Annotated in this window: 17 protein-coding genes; 14 read left to right on the top strand and 3 right to left on the bottom strand. The window is 35.0% G+C overall.

Going from position 1 to position 21011, the window contains the following annotated elements; all coding sequences use genetic code 11:
- Positions 1-98: 98 nt before the first annotated feature.
- From FTV38_RS08595 to FTV38_RS08585, 3 genes are all read left to right on the top strand, one after another.
- Positions 99-680, top strand: coding sequence for a restriction endonuclease subunit S (locus tag FTV38_RS08595; protein ID WP_151730872.1), 582 nt, complete (start codon positions 99-101; stop codon positions 678-680).
- Positions 681-694: 14 nt separating this feature from the next.
- A complete protein-coding gene (locus FTV38_RS08590) occupies positions 695-1957 on the top strand; it encodes a class I SAM-dependent DNA methyltransferase (RefSeq protein WP_151730871.1) in 1263 nt (420 codons plus the stop codon).
- A 132-nt stretch (positions 1958-2089) separates the two neighbouring features.
- Positions 2090-2692: a type I restriction-modification system subunit M N-terminal domain-containing protein gene (locus tag FTV38_RS08585; protein ID WP_151730870.1), complete on the top strand. Its 603-nt coding sequence runs from the start codon at positions 2090-2092 to the stop codon at positions 2690-2692.
- A gap of 107 nt (positions 2693-2799) precedes the next feature.
- Here FTV38_RS08585 and FTV38_RS08580 read toward each other — a convergent pair whose 3' ends face one another.
- Positions 2800-3096, bottom strand: a complete 297-nt coding sequence (locus tag FTV38_RS08580; protein ID WP_151816877.1) for a hypothetical protein — start codon at positions 3094-3096, stop codon at positions 2800-2802.
- A 243-nt stretch (positions 3097-3339) separates the two neighbouring features.
- Here FTV38_RS08580 and FTV38_RS08575 point away from each other — a divergent pair, with 243 nt between their 5' ends.
- Both FTV38_RS08575 and csm6 read left to right on the top strand, forming a co-directional pair.
- The gene (locus FTV38_RS08575) at positions 3340-3894 is read left to right on the top strand and encodes a hypothetical protein (RefSeq protein WP_180022235.1); all 555 of its coding nucleotides are present in this window, start codon (positions 3340-3342) and stop codon (positions 3892-3894) included.
- 11 nt (positions 3895-3905) lie between these two features.
- Positions 3906-5042, top strand: coding sequence for a CRISPR-associated ring nuclease Csm6 (gene csm6, locus FTV38_RS08570; RefSeq protein ID WP_180022234.1), 1137 nt, complete (start codon positions 3906-3908; stop codon positions 5040-5042).
- A gap of 48 nt (positions 5043-5090) precedes the next feature.
- Here csm6 and FTV38_RS08565 read toward each other — a convergent pair whose 3' ends face one another.
- Both FTV38_RS08565 and FTV38_RS08560 read right to left on the bottom strand, forming a co-directional pair.
- Positions 5091-6221, bottom strand: coding sequence for a hypothetical protein (locus FTV38_RS08565; protein ID WP_180022233.1), 1131 nt, complete (start codon positions 6219-6221; stop codon positions 5091-5093).
- Positions 6222-6485: 264 nt separating this feature from the next.
- The gene (locus FTV38_RS08560) at positions 6486-7025 is read right to left on the bottom strand and encodes a thermonuclease family protein (protein WP_151730646.1); all 540 of its coding nucleotides are present in this window, start codon (positions 7023-7025) and stop codon (positions 6486-6488) included.
- Positions 7026-7267: 242 nt separating this feature from the next.
- Here FTV38_RS08560 and FTV38_RS08555 point away from each other — a divergent pair, with 242 nt between their 5' ends.
- From FTV38_RS08555 to FTV38_RS08515, 9 genes are all read left to right on the top strand, one after another.
- The gene (locus FTV38_RS08555) at positions 7268-8065 is read left to right on the top strand and encodes a methyltransferase domain-containing protein (protein ID WP_151816880.1); all 798 of its coding nucleotides are present in this window, start codon (positions 7268-7270) and stop codon (positions 8063-8065) included.
- A 1-nt stretch (position 8066) separates the two neighbouring features.
- The gene (locus FTV38_RS08550; RefSeq protein ID WP_151816881.1) at positions 8067-8828 is read left to right on the top strand and encodes an alpha-ketoglutarate-dependent dioxygenase AlkB; all 762 of its coding nucleotides are present in this window, start codon (positions 8067-8069) and stop codon (positions 8826-8828) included.
- 124 nt (positions 8829-8952) lie between these two features.
- A complete protein-coding gene (locus FTV38_RS08545; protein WP_151816882.1) occupies positions 8953-9633 on the top strand; it encodes a VWA domain-containing protein in 681 nt (226 codons plus the stop codon).
- A 29-nt stretch (positions 9634-9662) separates the two neighbouring features.
- The gene (locus FTV38_RS08540) at positions 9663-10337 is read left to right on the top strand and encodes a PP2C family serine/threonine-protein phosphatase (RefSeq protein WP_180022232.1); all 675 of its coding nucleotides are present in this window, start codon (positions 9663-9665) and stop codon (positions 10335-10337) included.
- A gap of 2 nt (positions 10338-10339) precedes the next feature.
- Complete coding sequence (locus FTV38_RS08535; protein ID WP_180022231.1) at positions 10340-11767, top strand: lipopolysaccharide kinase InaA family protein; 1428 nt, start codon at positions 10340-10342, stop codon at positions 11765-11767.
- Between the two features lie 4 nt (positions 11768-11771).
- Complete coding sequence (locus tag FTV38_RS08530) at positions 11772-15110, top strand: DEAD/DEAH box helicase (RefSeq protein ID WP_180022230.1); 3339 nt, start codon at positions 11772-11774, stop codon at positions 15108-15110.
- Positions 15094-16611, top strand: coding sequence for a hypothetical protein (locus FTV38_RS08525; protein WP_180022229.1), 1518 nt, complete (start codon positions 15094-15096; stop codon positions 16609-16611). The genes FTV38_RS08530 and FTV38_RS08525 overlap by 17 nt, the downstream gene beginning before the upstream one ends.
- Before the next feature lie 7 nt (positions 16612-16618).
- A complete protein-coding gene (locus FTV38_RS08520) occupies positions 16619-19111 on the top strand; it encodes an AAA family ATPase (RefSeq protein ID WP_180022228.1) in 2493 nt (830 codons plus the stop codon).
- Positions 19108-20952, top strand: a complete 1845-nt coding sequence (locus FTV38_RS08515; protein ID WP_180022227.1) for a hypothetical protein — start codon at positions 19108-19110, stop codon at positions 20950-20952. The genes FTV38_RS08520 and FTV38_RS08515 overlap by 4 nt, the downstream gene beginning before the upstream one ends.
- Positions 20953-21011: the final 59 nt, after the last annotated feature.

Genomic DNA, 21011 nt, shown 5'->3' with positions numbered 1-21011 from the left:
AAAGTTTTAATAAAACTATTTACAAGATGCTTTTCTGAAGCTACTATTTGCTTGAGAAAATATTAAATAGTTTTAATAAAACTATATTTGGAGTAATTATGAAACTACATGAAATATGTTCAAGTATTACAGTTGGAATCAATAAATTCAATGATACTCAAGATGAAAATCTCATACAGGTCAGTTTATTGACAGGTCAAAGCCTAAACGATAAAGGTTTTCTTGATGTAGATACTCGTACAACGAAGACAGTATTTGTCGATGAGGAGCTTATTGAAAAAAAGAAATTAAAAGAAGGTGACATTGTTTTTTTATCAAAGGGCACAAATCTACGAGCTTCAATTGTGACTGCGGAACAGGAAAAATTAAATTTATTTGCTCCTGCAACATGCCTAGTCATCAAGGTAATTTCGGAAGTTGCTTTACCAGAATTTTTAACTGTTTTCTTAAACAGTGAATATGGTCAAGCAGTCATCAATAGTCTGAATAAAGGTACGACGATTATGAATATTCCTGTGAGCAGTCTAAAGGATATTGAAATTTCAGTACCAGACTTAGGCATACAGCATAAATTGGCAGAAGTATTTCACAAAAATAATCAAGTCTTGCATGCAATAGAGCAACTGAAAGTTCAACAAATTAAAGCAACCAATGCCGCTTTTCAAAAGTTGATGGCCTAAATAGGAAATTAAAAATGAAAAATACAATCGAATATTTAGATGCCTTATCGACTATGACAGGTACGATGACACGTGGTACTGCATTAGAGCTATTTACTTTGATTGCTTATCTTGTAAAAGAGAATGGAGAGGAAAGTGAAAATATCCTGTTATCAACACACGATAACATCTCAACTTTTATTTCTGATTTCGTATCGGAAAAAGAATTACACTGGTTTTCTAAGGACGTAATTCGTTGGAACACAAATCAGCTTGTGAATATTGTTCAGGTGTTTTTAAGCCTGCGGGAACAGTGTTCGAATAATCAAGATTATGGGGAAAAAGCTTTTGAAGTATTAAAAGCGTTTGCACTTAATTCAAATAAAAATTGGGATATGTTTAACGTTGATTCGCAGAATATCCTCAATATTTTTAAAGTGGTCGTTGGCTCAGTAGAGGATAAGCTACTTTATGATGGTGCATGTGGTTTAGGGTTATTAGCTCATGAGCTTAATGCTCAAAAAACCATATTACGTGATATCAATGAAGCAACAGTAGGGGTAACAAAACTGCTTTTTGCTTTAAGTGAAAAAGAGGCAGATATTCAGCGGGAAAATTCATTAAGTGAAGGCTCTTCAAGCTATAGTGTTGATCTTGTCGTGAGTACGCCACCAGTCAATATGAAGGTCTCAGAATCCTTTGTAGCAGGACAAAATTATTTAAAAGAATTATTTATTACTGCTCGTATTCCTACCAGTGCATCTGAGAGTCTGTGGATTCAACAAGCACTGCATAACTTAAATGCGCATGGTAAAGCATACCTTCAGATTATCCCTGGCTGGCTATTCAGAGGGGGATATGATGCAGAACTTCGAGAAAAATTGGTTCAATTGAATTGGGTGGAGGCTGTTGTTTTACTACCTGCTGGTATGTTGGCTGATTCAAATATTGAAATGAGTTTACTTATTTTGAATAAAGCCAAAGTTAAAGAGACCATTCGTTTAGTCGATGCTCGAAGTTTTGGTGAGCGTCAGCGTCGAAAGCTTCATTTAAGTCTGAATGATGCACAGAAAATTAAGGAACTGCTCACGGTTGATCAAGAGACTGAGTGGTCAAAAGATGTCACTATCCAACAGGTTAAAGCCAATAAATATAGCTTACACTGTGCCGAATATTTTGATGTGCATATTGAAGTTGAGCAGTTAGATCTTGAGCATGAGCTCGCAGTACTGCAAGAAAAGCAACGTCAGTATTTGAGTGTGAAGGATGAATTTAATCAGCTCTTAAACAACATTTGAAAATGCAGTTGTTACTTTGATAAGTATCACTGATACCACTGAATTTAGACTTAAACATTTGAAACAGATTTCAGGTGTCAGAGCGGAGTCATGATGAATCAGCTCTGACACAAACCAATAAATTGAGGCAATATGAACATCTCTTTAATTGAAAAAGATTTATGGGAAGCAGCAGATGACCTGCGTGCCAACTCAAAGCTCACAGCAACAGAATATGCACAACCCATTTTAGGTATCATTTTCTTATCGCATGCAACGTCACGTTTTTACTCGTTAAAAAAAGAATTGTTGCAAGATCATCAAATGGCAAGTTATCAGAAACTTGTTGATGAAAACAAAATGCCAGCGGAAGCATTTGAAAAGCAACTTGAGATTGCTTTTAAAGCACGTAGTGCCTTGTATTTGAATCAAGAACAACGTTTTGATTATTTAGCAAACTTACCAACAGGCCATAACTTGGGTGCTGAACTTGATGCCATTATGGAATCAATTGAAACTCAAAACCCAATTTTAAAAGGCGTGTTACCAAAGACCTATCAGCATTTTGAAGAAGATCTATTAGAGCGTGTGGTTCGTATTTTTAACCGAGATACGTTATTAAATGCAGAAGGTGATGTGTTTGGTAAAATTTATGAATATTTCTTAAATAAGTTTGCTCAGTCTGGTGCACAAGAAGGGGGGGAGTTTTTTACACCGCCATCATTAGATCGCTTCAAACAGTCCTTATATGTATAGATTATTGCTAAGTTCCTCATGTTATCTGAACATTTGCTATAACATCGCTTTATAAGACTCGAACCTTTTGATTTATTTTATATTCTGTTAGAGTTTTTTATTTTCATTTACCGATGCTTTAATAAGCTAAAATCTTTATTTCGAAATAATGTAATGACACAGCCATTTGTTGCTGTCACTAGATGCATACCATTCATTTCTTTTAATTCAGGGCAAATATTTTGGAACTTAGAGATTTCTTTTTTTCCAATGCTGTAATAGACAGCACCATTTTGATAATTCTTGCGTCCGAATTTAAGTAAGTTGGCAACATGTTTGTTTTTTATCCCACGTTGAGATGAGCGTTTAACTGCATGGCCTGTTAGTCCCAAAAACACGTGTTCGGGGTTTATATAAATCGTCATAAATTTTTTCCTTTTGCTTGTATTTTGTTCTAATGAATATATTAAAATACAGCGAAGGAATATTGATTTGATAAGCTTACGTAGGTTTACTTATCCTTCCTAACATGAAAAATAAAATCGAATAACAAAACTGGACCTAAAGTGAGTTCATGCTTGGAAGCTTACATTTTTGCTTTCATCTTATAGATATTCTTTAAGATCATTGAGTGCTTTTGTTCCACTTATTATAAAAAGGTTAGTCATATGTACATTGCTTTTGAAGGCACTGATGATTTGCTAAAAGAAAAATTTTTTTTACAAAGCATTGAATTTTATAAAAATAAAAATGAACCATTTGAGGTTTTTCATCCTTTAGAGCCAATGCCTTCTTATGTGTGGTGGGAGCAAGTTTATTCCAATTATGCTAAGAATAAATTTTTTACGTCAGAATTATTGGTGTCTCGTGCAAAGTATCACTTAAGGAATGCAAAGTTGAATAGCCAAAGATTGATAGGAGTTGGCAGTATTTTTGCAAACCTGGTTGAAAACTGGCCAGAAAAACACTGTTTAGTTCAAGCACATGTTAGAAATCTTTTAAATGAATTAAAGCCCATACCTGTACCTGATAAGGTAATTTATATTGTCAAAAATTCTGATTTAGATGTGGATAAACATCAACGCTATTTGTATATATTTGAAAATCTAAAACAATATGGGCTTGATAGCATGAAAATATATTATCTTAATGAAAAAGAGCTAGAATCAAATTCTGTAAATAGCTGTGATCCACTGCTTGAAATTTTGATGAGCACTCGATAGGGAAAGGCCATATGCAAAAAAATATACTATTTTTAGTCACAGGAATGACACCGCAGATTGTCACAGAGACACTTTATGCTTTGGCAGCAGACCCTGAAGTAAGTGAAAAGTGGGTGCCAACGGAAATACATGTTCTCACGACTGCGAAAGGTAAAATACAAATTCGTTCTAGACTGTTTAATGATGGTATTTTTGCGCAATTTCTAAAAGATTTTCAATTATCCAATATTCAATTTGATGACTCCACTGTGCATGTGATTACACATCAAGGTGAAGAGTTAGAAGATCTTAAGACATTAGAAGATAATGAACTGGCAGCAAATGAAACCTGTCGTTTGATCAAATTATTTACTGAAGATGATGATTCTACCTTGCATGTATCGATTGCGGGTGGACGAAAAACGATGGGCTTTTATGCCGGTTATGCACTTTCATTATATGGACGAGCACAGGACAGTATGTCGCATGTACTAGTCTCAGAAGAATTCGAATTTGCAACAAACTTTTATTATCCAACACCTTATGAATATTTTGTCAGCAAACATAACTCTCAAGAACGTTTAAATGCACAACACGCTAAAGTTTTTTTAGCCAATATCCCTTTTGTTCGGTTACGTCACACCTTGCCAGATACACATCCCTTAAAAATGGAAAGCTATCAATTTTCAGATGTGGTTGAACAAATTAATCAAGCCAACCAAAAGCTTTCATTAGAAATTGATACAACACACCAATACATTAGAGTAAATGGTGGAGATGCTATCGATATTCCTGCTAGAGAAATGGCAATGCTCATATGGTTTGCTGATTATAAATGTAAAGGCCTTGTTGGTATCAAGGCACCAACCGGGAAGGCAAAAGGTGAAAATTCTCTTGCCGAAATACAAATTATAGATGAATTAACCGCCGAGTACTTATCGCACTATGATGAGTTAAAAGTTGGTGACACATCGATTGAAGTCAATAAAGAGTTCTTTGAATCTACAAAATCTAAGTTAAAAAAGCATTTAGAAAAAAAGCTAGGTGTTGAGTTGGCTGCGAGGATCGTACCAAAGCAAAATGGCAGGAGTATGCCTTTTTACCTGCCGATAGAAAAAGAAGACATTGTTATAAAAAATAATTTTAAGGATCGGGCAATATCTTTTTAATACATACAGGGTAGCAGATAGCCACCCTGTATTGATTAGACTCATTTTTCAGTAAATATCCTGCTTTTGCAGTTTATCAATTGCCTGATCCAGAATTTTAATATTATTTTTTAAATCGTGAATAATGTGTTGATAACTGTTTTGATTATCAACATTAGATGCATGCATGATGCTATTTCGGAATTTACGAACAAGATGTAAGTTATCACGTAAATCTTGATTAATGATGGCTTGATTGTATAGATCATCAATCATGACGGATACAGATACAGCTTTCGCTTTGGGATTTCTTAACTGTTCTTGTATGTCGGTGGAACAAAGGCGATGTAGCTGTTTTTCAAAATAAGTCCAATACCGTACAAACTCTCCTACGAGCGTGTAGCCATTTTTGATCTCATATTGTTCAACTCGGTTTTGTAATTCTTCTTGTGCTCGGTCTTTTTGAGCTAGTGTTTCTAAAAGGTTAAATTTTTCACGTTCATTATTTTTGAGTTCATTTTCGAGACTGCTTTTTTCACTGAGTAGGATATCAATTTCTTTACGATCAACTGAATTTGTAATTCTCTCATTTAGATCTTGAATGCTTGAGCTGAGAAGAAGGGCTTCGTGATCTTTCTCTTCGAGAGCGCTATTTAATTGTTGAACAGATATTTTCAGTTCAAATTTTTCTTGATCAAGACGCTGTTGTTGCTTAATCAAGCCAATATTAATCTTTTCAATTTGATGTCTACGCCAACCACCGTATAGTGCTACGCTTAATAGGGTCAATACAAATGGGAGCGCAGGATAGAAGCGTTCCCACGCAACTTTTCTAGCAAATTCATACCATGACATTCCTTTGATCATTGGGGGATTGCCACTGAGCCGACTGATCGCATCTTGGGCAAAATTCCAAGAGGAAAAAGTCATAGCATTTAAGGAGTTTAGCCAAAGATTAGGATAACTCGTCAATTTTGAAATTTCTAATTGGGGTTGAAGCGTTTTAAATTCTGTAAAAGTATGAGTCACGGTGACGGGGGTACGATGGTCATAAATGGATTCATCTTTTTTATGTAGGAGGAGTTGATGATTCGTACCATATAACGTAATCGTGCCACGGTTGGTATAGCTGCTGAGTGCATTGTAAAATTGTTCAAAACAAGCTTGCTCAGTTTTACTTTGTAAGCATTCTTTATTCATTGCCTCAAAGATAAAAATAATATCCTGATAGTGGAATTTTCGAGATTCTTCCAACTGTTTGTAATATTTATCCTGATTCAAAAACGTAGAGATGAAGAGTGTAAATAGCACAAATAGGCAAACTTTAAGATATGTGTGCATTTTAAAGTTAATACTTTTAAAATTTACCATTCACTATACCCTCTATATTTTTATAAATCATTAACTTAGATTGATATAGTAATAAAGAAGTATAGGATAAATAAAGTAAAATTTAAGTAATTTTTAATTGCATGGCGTTTGTTTTTTATAACGCCAGTCCCAAGGTGCGATAGGACAAGAGAATTTCCATAAACCTACTTTTTGAGATCGGGCTTTGAGTTCTGCTTGTGCATAATGCAGTCTATCGATCGCAGGTTGGTCTGCTTCAAAATATTTATAATGCCAAGCATAGCCATTGATGATCTGTTGCAGGTTGCAATCTTTTTTGTCTGCAATAACTTTTGCAAGAAGTCGCTGATATTTATCTGTTTTACTCCAGTTGATAATTAAAGGTTTGGCTGACAAACATTGTTCTAGACTTTTTAGACTCTGTTGCCCCATAGGTTGATCATTTTCTGGTGCATCTATACCCGTTAAACGAATACGTAATGTCTTACCTTGTGGATCTATGCCGGAGATTGTATCGCCATCAATCACTTCATATTGAGTAATCTTTATTTGCTGATCATAGCTGATGAACTTTTTTGGATTATCTACTGTTTCACAGCCATTGATGAGAAATAAAGTGCAAAGCAGGAATGTATTTTTTATGCCAATGTTCATTTAAATCCAGCCGCATACTCGACATGTTTTTAAGTATTTTAAGCAAGCTTCGTAAGCTTACGCAATGCATAATACGAGATTCGCTCAATTAGCACCGATTTAAGTAAAAATTACTGATTTAAAGACATTGATTGGTCATATAGCACATTTGGTTGCATGCAAGCTTCCATAAACTCTTCTCACATTAAAAATCTAAATATCATGAGCCCATAGACACGAATTTTAATATACAGGGTACGCTGATGAATAATTTAGTGATTAATGAAATCCACCATGATTTAGTAATTAATGCAATTCAGAAAAAAACTTTAAATATATCTAATTTAAACTTCAGTACCTTGCGTAAATTTGCAGGGATTGATAGTGATAAGCGTGATGAGCTTGATCGAGGTCGCTTAACGATTCATCGCCAAGATTTATTAAATCAATACCTTTACTCGTATGGATTAATGGTTCAGCGTCAATGGTTACACACCTTACCTAAGACTGTTGATATGTTAAATGACAGCCAATATCAAAATCTCCACATTTATGATTATGGTTGTGGTCAAGGGTTGGCAACATTGCTGTTTTTAGAAAATCTCACAGAGTTAGGCTCAATTGATGAGGTAACGTTAATTGAGCCGTCTCAAATTGCGCTTCAACGAGCACGTCAGATTATAGGTTGCGTGCAACCAGAAGCGGAAATTCATTCAATTCATAAAAAGATTGATGATTTGGACGAAAGTGATCTTCAGATCAACCCTGAAAAGATGAATATACATTTATTTTCAAATGTATTAGATATAGATAGTTTTGATCAATTTGAAGTCTTTAATAAGATTTTAAAAGATGGTGGTACGCATTATGTGATTGCTATCAGTAATGATCGAAACTGTTATGGTGGTACTAAACGGCTACAGTCTTTGTATAAAGCACTATTGAATATGGAACAACAAGAAGGCGAGAGCTTATCTGTTACGCATACACAATTTGAGCGATTTACAGATACCAAGAATATGAATCACGTTTATTTTTGTTTGAAAATTGAGATTAACTAAGATGAATGATTTGTTTGATGAAGTAATTGATACTGAAATTAAAAAACTTCCCTTTGATTTACCTAACGTTGATGGATTTTCTAGTCAGTGGGATGAATCACGCCAAGGCTTTATCATTCAGATTCCAAATGGTGTGCTCTTTTACGCACCTCAGTTTTTTTCTCAAAAAATCAGTGATCGTTCGGTGGAGTATTTTTTAGAAAATGATACTTACGAGATGCAAAAGGTTGATTGGAGTGAAATTCAACCCGATGACCTTAAAGAGATAAAATTCCATAATATTTTGTGGAAACAAGATTTTATTAATCTCTATGGAAAGAAAATACCTTTACCAAGATTGACCAGTTGGTATGGTGATGACGGAAAAGCTTATAAATATTCTGGGATTTTATCGCAGCCAAATCCATGGAATAAAGGTTTGTTATATATCAAAGAACGAATCGAAAAGGTCTTTGGTACACAATTTAATAGCGTCTTAATGAATTGGTATCGTAATGGTGAGGATTATCTGAATTGGCATACAGATGATGAGCCTGAGCTTGGGAAAAACCCCACTATTGCGTCTGTAAACTTTGGTGAAACCCGTGATTTTCAAGTACGTCATAAAGACGACCATCAGCTTAAATTTACTGTGCCATTACAACATGGCAGTTTGTTGATCATGTCCGGTGAAATGCAACACTTTTGGCAACATGCGGTACCGAAGCGGAAGAAAGTACAGCATTCTAGATTTAATCTTACTTTTAGAATGATTCGAGATTAAATAATTAGACTAAATGGTCAATTAAATTCATAAATATTATGTGATTAATATCATATAATATTGTTATAAATAACAAATAAGTTCTTGTAAAACGAATATTAAATTATTCAGAGGGGCAGAAAGAATGGCAATGCAGCAATTTGCAGTGGCAACAGCACGACCTTTACCAGTCATTATTTTGGCTGATGTCAGCGGTAGTATGTTAGAAAATAATAACATTGGAGCACTTAATGCCGCTTTAAAAGATTTTCTGAGTACATTATCTCAAGAAAGTCGTTTAAATGCCGAAATCCATGTATCTATTATTACTTTTGGTGGTTCAAAAGCTGAAGTGCATGTTCCTTTGACTCCTGCATGGAAAATTAATCAAACCAATGATTTAGTTGCTTCAGGTGGGACCCCTATGGGAGGGGCGTTTGAGTTGGCTGTGGAGATGATTGAGAATAAAGAAATCATTCCTAGTCGTGCATACAAACCAACAATTGTTCTTATTTCTGATGGTATTCCTACAGACAATTGGGAAGCCTCTTTTGATAAGTTGAAAAATTCTGATAGAGCACAAAAAGCATCGCGTATGGCAATGGCGATAGGCACGGGTGCTGATAAAAATATGTTAAAAGCATTTGTAAATGATTTGGAAGCATCGGAAGTATTTGAAGCACACAATGCGAAAGAAATACATCGCTTCTTTAGAGCGGTAAGTATGAGCGTGAGTAGTCGTTCACAGAGTAATACACCTAATCAACTTCCAACGGTAGATTTTTCGAAACTTCCAGATGATGAATTGGACCTAAGTGATTTTTAATCGTGTATCTATCACTTTGTTCAGTTTCAGTGATTGGTCCACGCAATTTACGTGAAAAAAAATCTAATCAAGATGCTGTGATGCATCGGTTCTGGAAAAAGAACTGGTGTATTGCTGTGTGTGATGGACTTGGATCTAAACCATTTTCTCACGTTGGATCAACTCTTGCCTGTCAGTCTGTATGTAATGTTTTAAAGCATTTGGATTTTTGTTTAGCTGAAAAAGAAGTTGCTAAGAAAATATATTTACATTGGCTAGAACTTTTGAAAGAAAAAAATATCTTACCAACAGATGCAGCGACAACTTGTCTCTTTGCATGGGGGAATGGAGATGGTGACGTAAGATTATTTCAGTTGGGTGATGGTGCTATCTACTATCAAACAGAATGTTTTGGTCAAGTGAGTTTGAAATCTGATGATTTATTTAGCAATCAGACCAATGCCTTGGGCTATTCAAAAAAATGGGATGATTGGGCTTATAAAAAAATTAATTTAACTAGCCAGAAACACGGCATTGTTTTACTTACAGACGGGATAAGTGATGATTTAGTGAATGAGCAGTTATTCACCTCAATGTTAATTCAAAAAGCAAAATTACAAAGTGTGCGTCAACTAAGAAAGTATCTAAAAAATGAGCTCAACCATTGGCCTACACCGCAACATAGTGATGATAAAAGTATTGGAATAATTTTTTGGAAAAAATAAAGATGACGCATGAAAAGCAAAAATTAATCGTGAAAGACTTCAATGGAGGTACGTATACACTACTAGAAGTAATTGGAGAGGGTGGTCAAGGGACAGTCCAAAGAACAGACCAAGTTAACTTAGTGGCAAAAATTACAAACCTATTGCCAGATGTTCAATTGAAAGAAATACGTAAGCAGTTTAAACATGTAATGCGTTTACCAATACGAGATTTAAAAATTGCGTTACCTTTGAGTTTATTAGACTTAGAAAATCATTCTAAATTTAATAACCATGCTGGCTACGTGATGGAGCTGATGGATGGCTTGGAATCTCTTTCCGCACAAATAGAGCGTATTTACAGCTTAGATGGGCAGCTTGATATTATCAAATATAGAGATACGGGGAGTTTTGCACGTCGTTTACTGATTTTAAAAGAACTTGCCCAAACTTTAGCTAAACTACACGGCAAAGGTTTAGCATTTGGTGACTTATCACCGAATAATATTTTTGTATCGAAGTCGACTGAACATCATCAGGTGTGGCTAATCGATGCTGATAATATTCATTATGCAGAACAATCTCATCAACATCATTTCTATACTAAAGGTTATGCAGCCCCTGAACTGATTCGCAATGAAACAGGAACTAATACACAAACAGATGCATGGTCATTTGCTGTCATTGCACTTCAATTATTGACACATACGCATCCATTCAATCATGGCATTGTTGTCGATGATGATCCTGATATTGCTGAAGAAAAAGCTGCACGAGGAGAATTGCCTTGGGTCTATGATGTTGAAGATGATTCAAATGAGATAGCAGTACAAGGTTTTCCAGTATTTGATATGTTGAATAAACGCCTATTTAGTTTATTTCAGCGTTGCTTTGGATCTAGTCGTTTATCAGACAAAATATATGAACGCCCAACTATGGTAGAGTGGCATTATGAATTAAACAGAACTTTATCTTTACTTCTAACATGTCAGCAAGAAGATTGTCGCAGTAGCTTTATCGTCAATCAGCGTGTGACTTGTCCATTCTGTAATATCCCGCACGAAAAAACTGAATATATACGCCTAAGATATTGGGGCTATGACCAAGATCCTGTAATGGTGGAACAACCTTGGTTCAAAACTGCCGAGCAAGTATTTTTAAGTTTAGGGGAAGAGAAGGTTATTTATCACGAGCCTCATAGTGATTTTAATAATGAGCAATCTAAACCTTGGTTTAGGATTGCCCTAACCGAAGATGGTTTAAAAATTACCCCTGAACCAGATGATCACGTTATCTTACAAAATGCTGATGCAACAAAGTCTTATACTTTACATAAGACGCAGATATTAAAAAATCATCAAAAAGGTAATAAAGACCTCTTCATTACACATTCTGCTTTACAAATGAATAGTGAAAAAATGCATTCTTTCTTTTGGCGATTCACTTGGTAGTATTATGAAATTACATGAGTTTAAGCTTGCTCAGCTACAAGTGATTCAAGCTGAGTGTTTGGAAAAATTAGATATTCCTGAAAATTATCAAGTTCAGTTGTTTTTAGAAGATGAACAGTGTTATTTAGAATTTGAAAATCACATTTATCCTATAGAGTTGAACTCAACCAATTCTATTACGGCATCGTCGGCAAAAGAATTAATTAAACAAAGTGGGGTGTGGTATTTTTCCAAAAAAAACCATTCAACGCTATATTTATCAGGTTTTATTCCGGATGCACATACTTTTTTAGATATAGATATTGCCATCGATGAGGCGATTACTCATGTACTCGCAGATGATGGAAAAATTGCACTGAATGATGTTCAGCTTGCTATAGATTGGTTTAAAGAAGAGTTTGTAGTGGATCTTTATGATTCCAAATCTATGGTTTTCTCGATTTTTTATACCAATCAAAATGAGCGTCAAATTTTATTGGTCGGTCAAAATCATCAATTAGAAATTAATGAAATCCATGGTTATTGGCAAGTAGATAAGATTAGTAAAAAACGACCTAGAGGCAATTATCGTTTAGTAACTTTACAGGGTGAATTGCAATTCAAAGACCGTTCAATTGCAAAAAGAATGGATAATTTGGCCCATGAAATTGCATTAAAAGAACATACAGCTCAACATGGTGACTATATTGAAGTATGGAAGCAATATAGTAATGCTCAATGGGAAGATGCAGTTCATCGTGCTAATCAAATTAATTATTTGAAATATTGTGCTTATGAAGCTGGTCATAAAGCAGGTTATTGGTATATTTATGTTGATGATCGTGAAAAATTATCAGATTTTGAAAAAAAATGGGATCGATTAGATCGAAAAAAAGATGAGCAAGTACAATTAAGTTTGAATATTGCTGATTGGTTAGATAATCAGTTAGATGTTAAAGAAACAGGTTTGGATATTGAAAAAAAAGCTTGGCGTGCACAAATTATTCAAATTGAGCCGAAAAATAACCGTATTTTGCTGAAATTTGCAGAAAAAAGAGATCGACGTCCTCCGTTAGATCAAGATAATAAGCGAGGCTTTTTATACTTATCTATATTTGCAGTAAATATTCAACGTAAGCGACAACAAGAAGCGCTGAATTTAATTATTAGTCGTCGTAATCCTATGCCTAGCTTACATGCTCTCTTACAAGGGATAGAAGTTGAGCAACCAGCTAGAAATTGGCGAAAAGAAAAATGGAAGAGCCCTAAAACCAAAGCGCTTTTTAAAGGTGGACGTCCGACGATTAAACAACAAGAAGCCATAGAATTAGCGTTAAACAGCGCTGATTTGACAATTATCATTGGTCCACCTGGAACTGGTAAAACTCAGGTGATCACTGCATTACAGCAACGTATTAGTGAGCTATCTCATGAATCGATTCAACGTAGTATTTTACTCACCAGTTATCAGCATGATGCCGTTGATAATGTAGTAGATCGCAGTAATGTGATGGGTATTGCTGGTTTACGAGTCGGTGGAAAAATTAGAAATGATGACGATGATTCTACTGGAGTAGATACAATTGAAAAATGGGCAACACCAATTCAGAAAGAGCTAAATCAGTTAATTCGGAACAATGACTTCATAAGTTTATACCATAATCTAGAAGAGCATTTACTTAAATTGCGTTTTGGTTCTATAGAGCAAAAACAAAAAAGTATCTTTGAAATACAAAATATTCTAGAACAACTTTCTGATAAATATAAAATTTATCTCTCTCATGATTTAAAGCAATGGTGGGAAGAGTTTAAACAACCAAAACAATCATTGTCTATTGCAACAAAAATGATGGAACTTTATCCACTCATTTATTCATTGCGTACAAAAAATTCTAGTTTTGTTGATGATGGTGTTCAACGCTGTCGCTTAGTACTAGCATCCTTAAAGTTATTACAACAGCAAGATCAGACACAAACAATTTTGTTAGATGAAGAACAAAAGGTTTTAGAACAATTTATACATTTAAATATAAATGAGGAAATTGATTTTAGCCCATTAATAAAATTAAAAAATACACTCATTGATCGATGTTTGCCTGATTTTAGACCAACACATTTACAGCGTTTATTAGATGAGAGCGACTGTCTAAAACTAGATTGCATACTCAAAGACATTAATGATCAGGCCAAGAAATTAAAAACCTTGGCACATTTGATGATTTTGGATAAATATCGTTATCGCTTAATGACCTCTACAGGTGATATTAAGGAAACGATAGCTCATTATACCGCTGTTCTTGCGGCAACTTGTCAGCAAGCTGCTGGTAATGCGATGCAAGATTTAAAAGCTATTGATAAGACCATTGTTTTTGAAAATGTGATTGTCGATGAGGCGGCAAGAGCAACGCCTTTAGACTTAATGATTCCGATGGCAATGGCTAAACGACGTTTAATTTTAGTAGGGGATCATCGCCAATTACCACATATGTTGGATGATAAAATTGAAAAAGAATTATCACAACAAGAAGACTGGAAAACGGTACAAAGTGAAATGCTAGAGCAGAGCTTGTTTCAGCGCTTAGTTGAAAATATGCAACGTTTAGAAGAAGAAAAACAACAACCTCAGCGGGTGATCATGCTAGATACCCAATTCCGTATGCATCCTATTCTAGGCGATTTTATTAGTAAAAACTTTTACGAAAATCATAAATTACCGCCGATTAAGTCTGGCAGACCAGAGACAGATTTTGTCCATGCAATTAGTGGCTATGAAGATCTCGTTTGTGGCTTCAAATGCATTCAGGATCAAAAGCAACAACGCTTAGGCACCAGTTGGCATCGGTCAACTGAAGCAGAATGGATTGCTCAAGAAGCAAAAAGAATTTTGGATGAAAAACCTGAATTAAGTGTCGGTGTAATTAGCTTTTATAGTGGACAGATTCAATCTATTTTTAAAGCAATGGAAGATCCTCAAGTCAGATTGACAGTTGGAAATAAAATAGCAGAAAACTATCGAATCATTTCGACTGGTAAAAATATAGGAGACGAACGCTTACGGATTGGAACGGTAGATGCCTTTCAAGGGAAAGAGTTTGATGTCGTTTTTGTTTCATTAGTACGTACTTTACCAAAAGATTTTAATGTCGAAGGTTTAGGTGATCGTGAGAAAGATGAAGCACTGACACGTGCATACGGATTTTTGCGCGTAGATAACCGTTTGAACGTTGCACTTAGTCGTCAACGTTCGTTATTGATTGTTACAGGGGATAAGGAACTCATTGCACATTCTGCAACTCACGAAGCAGTGCCTGCATTACCTGCATTTTTAAAATTATGTGGAGGTCAGCATGGCAAAATTTTCTAACCAATTTTTATCTTATTATGATGCTGTTCCAAAAGGTAATGCTGAAAAAAATATGGTTTTTTTACCAATCTGGATTTGGAGAATTTGGGCACCGATTGCTGGAAAAAAAACAGATATTAATGTCTTTCAAAAGACTATTTTAGAATTTTTGCATATTGGGCATCAGGATCGTCAAGAACTAGCACAGTGGATTGGTGTAGACATAGAATTGATTAATCTTGTTATAGATACAGAATTAGTGCCTCGTGGCTTAATTCAGATTGATCTAAAGGATAAAAAAATTACGCTGACTCCTAAGGGCGTGCAGACATTAGATGATGAAATTGAGCGTACTGAAGATTTACAAGCCTACTATTTGGTACAGGATGCAATTACAGGGGAATTGTGGCATCGCTTAATTCCCAATGAGCTTGCATTGTTAGATGTACAAGAGAACAACTCAAATATTTACATCCAAGGAAGCCGAGATTCAGGTAAATCCATTAATGTTTTTTTAGTTGAGCCTAGAGAAATCAAGGAGCCCCAAGCGCCGACACCTTATAAAATTAATCAAACGATTAAAAATCATAATATGGCTTTGCGGGGAACTTTAATACGTGATGATGATCCTAAAGGCAAATATTTAGATGGACAGAATCTTAAAAACTTCGAGTTTTATCCTCAAAAACCTGAAGCATTTTTCATTTTATCGCATTTAGATGAAAGTCTAGATTCATCGCATGTCTGTCAGTTACAAGATCCATGTCATGTATCAAAATATGATGAATGGATACAAAGTTTGCATTTCGATTTAGCAACTAAACATCAGGGTTTTGCTAAAAAAATTAAAAGATATTTAAAACAGGATATCGATAGTGACGAAACGATAGAGGAGTTTGAAACTCGTTTGTTAGAAGAAACCTCTTTTGAGCTGGCTGTAGATTTCCCATTTTCTGAACGTATTGAAAATCTGTCACAGCATTTAAATAGGCTACTCACACGAAAGAAAAATTTGGAAGAAAAGCGTAATTATTTCGATATTGATGATTTATTAAACCAATGTCAAAAAGCGTTAGAAGCATGCTTTAAACATATGTTATGTCATTGGAAACATAAGCATGCAAATACAACGCCTAAACAGCTAACCCGTGAGCAAATAAAAACTGTTTTAGTGTTACAAGTTGGCGAGTATTTCTGTGAAGATCTTTTGGAAAAAATAAAAACAGTAAATTCATCACATGTCTTTAGTGCAAACGGATATTCTGCTGGAAGATTTCCTCAAGTTAATGTGTCTTTAAAACCACTTATTGTTTCAAGCTTATTGTGTGTGACGGAATATCAACAGCATCCATTAATTCTTCGGAAACAGCATCAGCAAGATTTACAACAGCTCATAGAAATATGTGAGTTACGTAATCAAGGCAGTCATGATTCAGGTGAAGAAGTCGATATAACAACAGCATTAAACCTATCTGAATTTACTTTGGATTGGATTTCATTTTATACAGCAATTGAGGCGTAATATTTAAATGGCAAAAGCATCAAAAAAAGCAAATCGTTTTCAAAATAATGACATACCATCGAGTCAAGTTGAGACGAAAGAAAAAGTAATTATTTCACCTTTATTTCAGCAAATCACAGGTGTAGTTGTTGATAAAGAAAAGGAAGAGTTATTCGCACGTGATGAAGTTTTACGTCATGAAGTACATGGTGCCTTGCAAAAATTAGAAGTTGCTTTAGATGAAACACACAAAACTAAAATCGATTATGATGAAAAAGTAAAATTACTTGCCGATGAAGATGAACGATTAATGTCGCAAGAAATTCGTCTACAAAAGCAAGAGCAAGAACTTAAAATTTCAGAGCAAGAAATCAATCTCAAAAAAGCTGAATTGATAGAAGAAAATAAAAAACTTGCTTTAGAAAGATCATATCTAAAATCTGAGCAATTAAAATTACAACAGGAACTAGCTCAGTTGGCAGAGCTGAAAGCAAATGCTGAATTGGGTTTTGCGATTGAAAAACAAAAGGCTCTAGAAGAAAAGAGAGAAGAATTAGATCGGCTTCAAGCAGAAGCATTAAATAAATTATCGATTAACGCTCAACGGTTAGCAGAAAAAGAAAAAGTATTACTTGAACGTGAAGAAAATCTCCGTCTCAAAGAAGCCGAAGCACTTGCAGGTTTTACTCTTCAAAGACAAGAAATACTTGAGCAACAACAAAGTGAAATTGAAGTCTTGAAAAATAACTGGCTTCAAGAGAAAGAGCAACAAAAGCAAAAATTAGAGCGAGCACAGCATCAGCTTGTTTTTGAACAAGTTGAAATTGAACAAGCACAACAGAAACTGAAAAATGACCAAGATCAGTTTGATGCAACGATTGAAGCAATGAGAAATAGTATTCAACGTGAATTTAGTGTGCAGATCACCAAATTAAAATCATCTCATGAAAGTTTGGAACATAGTCATAATCAAGCTCTAGCAGAAATTGATGCCTTAACCGCAAAATTACAACAATATGCAGACTTAGAAAGACAACTTGAAGGATTAGGTGTACTTGAAATTCAAGAAGAATTGAGTCATTTACGTGAAAAAAACCGTGAATTAAGAATCAAATTAAGCGAACGATCAGAAGAAGGCTTGGAAGAAGAAAACGAGCGCCTTGAAGAATTGTGTGATGATCTAGAATCACAAGTTTTTGATTTGCGTCAAAAAAACAATGAATTGGAAAGTGAACTAAATAATTCACGTCTGAGTGTAATGGCCAAACATCATTTACAACAAGAAAAACGAGTTCTAGAAGAGCACAAGCGAGTTTTAGACACGAGTATTAATCAGTTGCGCACACAGATTGATGATTTAGTAGAGAAACAGCAAGGCGAATTACCCTTTAAAAGCCTTAGTGAAATGGATCAGATCTTTAGAAGTGAAGCGAGAGGTTTACAAGTTGTACCTGAGCTTCAACGATTTGTCTCTATCATGCAGTCAAATATTGCTAAACAAAAGTTTTACTACAGTCTAAAAGACATTCGTTTATTTATTGCTGGTTTAGCAATGAGTAAGCTTCATCTGCTACAAGGTATTTCGGGTACAGGTAAAACCAGTTTGGCGCGAGCTTTTGCAAAGGCAATTAACAACGCAATAGGTGAAGATCAGGAAAAATTATACTGTGAGATTGTCCGAGTACAGGCAGGATGGCGTGACCGTGAAGATTTATTAGGTCACTTTAATGCATTTGAAAAACGTTTTTATACCAAGGAGGCACTACAAGCATTGTACCGTGCTCAACAGCCCAAGTTTAAAGATACTTTACAGATCATTCTGTTAGATGAAATGAATTTATCTCAGCCTGAACAATATTTTGCAGATTTCTTATCGTTAATGGAAACACCAGATCGTGCGGAAATTAATTTATTAGATAGTGCGAATGAAAAAGCACCAGAACTATTTGTCAATAAACGCGCCATTAAAATTCCACAAAATGTCTGGTTTATTGGTACAGCCAATCATGATGAAACGACAAAAGAGTTTGCAGACAAAACCTACGATCGTGCTCATGTCATGGAAGTTAAACGTAGTGAAGAAGAAATTGATATTACAAATGCCAATACTGAACAGTACTCGTTTACATCATTGATGCAGAGCTTTGAACAGGCCCAAAACAAGCATAAAGCTGTGGTGAAAAACATCTTTGTACAATTGCAAAATAGTTTGCTTGAAGAAGCTTTAAAAGCGGTCAGTGTAAGTTGGGGGAATCGTTTAGAACGTCAAGCATATAGCTTTATTCCTGTATATATCGAGATGGGTGGCTCAATATCAGAAGCACTTGATCATCTCTTTGCGACTAAACTGTTCCGCAAAGGTAAGGTTACAGGTCGATATGATACTCGAGCGGAGAAAATTGAAGACATTATTTCGTGTTTACAAGACGTTTGGTCTGATCTAGGTTTTACTGGTGAACAGCCTGTGATGAGCTTAGAGTTACTGAATCAAGATGTTGAGCGTTTAAAAGGTAATCTATGAAACTTATAGATCGACTTACGCAACAATCTTTACAAGCAGAGGAACTATTGCATCTTGATGCAATAGTTCCAGAACGATATGTTCTTCTAGAGCAAGATGAGCAAATTCAATCTGTAATGATACCAAAATTCAGTTTTTTGTTTGCTGATGGCGGTACAATTCGACTGAATTCAAGTAAAACACTACATACGTATATACCTGATATAACACTGACTATTACTGAATCGATCAAATATATTAGTGAACTTGTTAAAGCCTGCTGTCTTGAAGCATCTTTCGAGCGTTTACCAAACCCACTTGTACCAAACTGTATTTTTGATTCTGAAACTCAACTCAAGCCTTTAGAGATAATGCTTCAAGATGTGGTTGAAAAGGGGCATTTACATCATATTGCTTATAATCCACGTATGGATATGCGTTATGACGAAGAGCTTGTTGATGTCAGCCGTGCTAAAAAAATTTCAAATAATGCACATCGTTACTTAGCTGGACATTCTGAAACTTGGCAACAACGTAGCTTGGTCGGGATTCGACCAAAAAAAGTGTTGGCTAGACTTAGTGATGATGAGCTACTGATCTATGAAAATAAGGTATTTGCGCAGTTGCTCGATAAATTAAGATTTTATGTGGCTTCACGTCTAAATGATTTGGTTGAACAACAAGCAAATTTACAAGCAGCTTTAAATTTAGGGGTTTCTTCAGAGGTATATTATAAGCTGAGTCATGAATTATATGAGCTTTGGGCAGATAATCTGACTAAAGATGAAACGGAAAGTATTTTGTCTCAACTCGAGGAAACGATTCGTTATAATCAGCAACTATTGTCAACGATTAAGACGCTTCAATCCTCAGGCCTGTATGTACAGATTCCACCACCACATCGTAAAGTAGCGGATCAACTGCATAAAACTAATATCTTGAATTATGATCAACATTATCGACATTTAAATCGATTATGGTCAACGTTGTATGAACAAAAAAATAAAACACCAAGTTTTAAGGAAAAAATAGAAAGCTATTGGAAATTTCAGCATGATTATGTCGAAGAATATAGTTTACTCATTATTCTTAAAGCATTTTCTAGCTTAGGTTTCCAGATTCATAAGTTTGAAGATCAAAGCTCTATTTATTCAATTCAAAGAGGTAATTTAGATTTTAATTTGAAATTGGATGAAGAGCTGAAAATTTGGAAAATAAGTTCGCAACGAGACATTTTAAACATTGTCCCAATAGCGAACGAGATTGATGAAGATAGTTTAGAAGAATTAGAACATCGCCACAATCTAGTGATTTTTGCATTAGGTACTGAAGACGCACCTAATCAATTTGATAAATTGGTTTGGGTGAATCCATTTAATTTTGAAGCTGTAGAAAAATTTATCGTCATTCTATTAGAGTGGATGTATAAACCGATATTGCAATCTTATTCCAAAGCTTTGCTACTTGGTAGAATCCCGCAATCTGTCAGAAACGAACTTGCTTTGCATGATTATGCCGAAGATAAGGATGAGCAAATACTATTGGTTAATGCGCTAAGTCCTCAACAATTAAGTGCTTTAGAGTCCGTGTGTATCTCATCCAATACTGAGCATATTTATCAAGCGATCAAAAAGCAGCATGATGATTACCTTCATATTACGCACTGTCCAATTTGCTTATCTCAGGCAGATTTTCATCCCCGACCAACAAATCAAACATTTACTGCTGAATGTACGAATTTGGAATGTGGGGTGAATTACAAATTGGTGAGTAATGCTCATCAAGATAAAGCGTTTTATTTACAGGCATCTGGTGACTGGAAGAAGGGTGGACGATGGCATTTAAATTTTAAAGTGCAATGATGATGGAAATAGATAGATATAGCCTCTGATTGGATCAACGAGCTATTACTATCTATATT

The organism is Acinetobacter sp. YH16044 (assembly GCF_013417145.1).
Taxonomy (GTDB): domain Bacteria; phylum Pseudomonadota; class Gammaproteobacteria; order Pseudomonadales; family Moraxellaceae; genus Acinetobacter; species Acinetobacter amyesii.
This window is presented reverse-complemented; position numbering and strand designations above follow the sequence as displayed.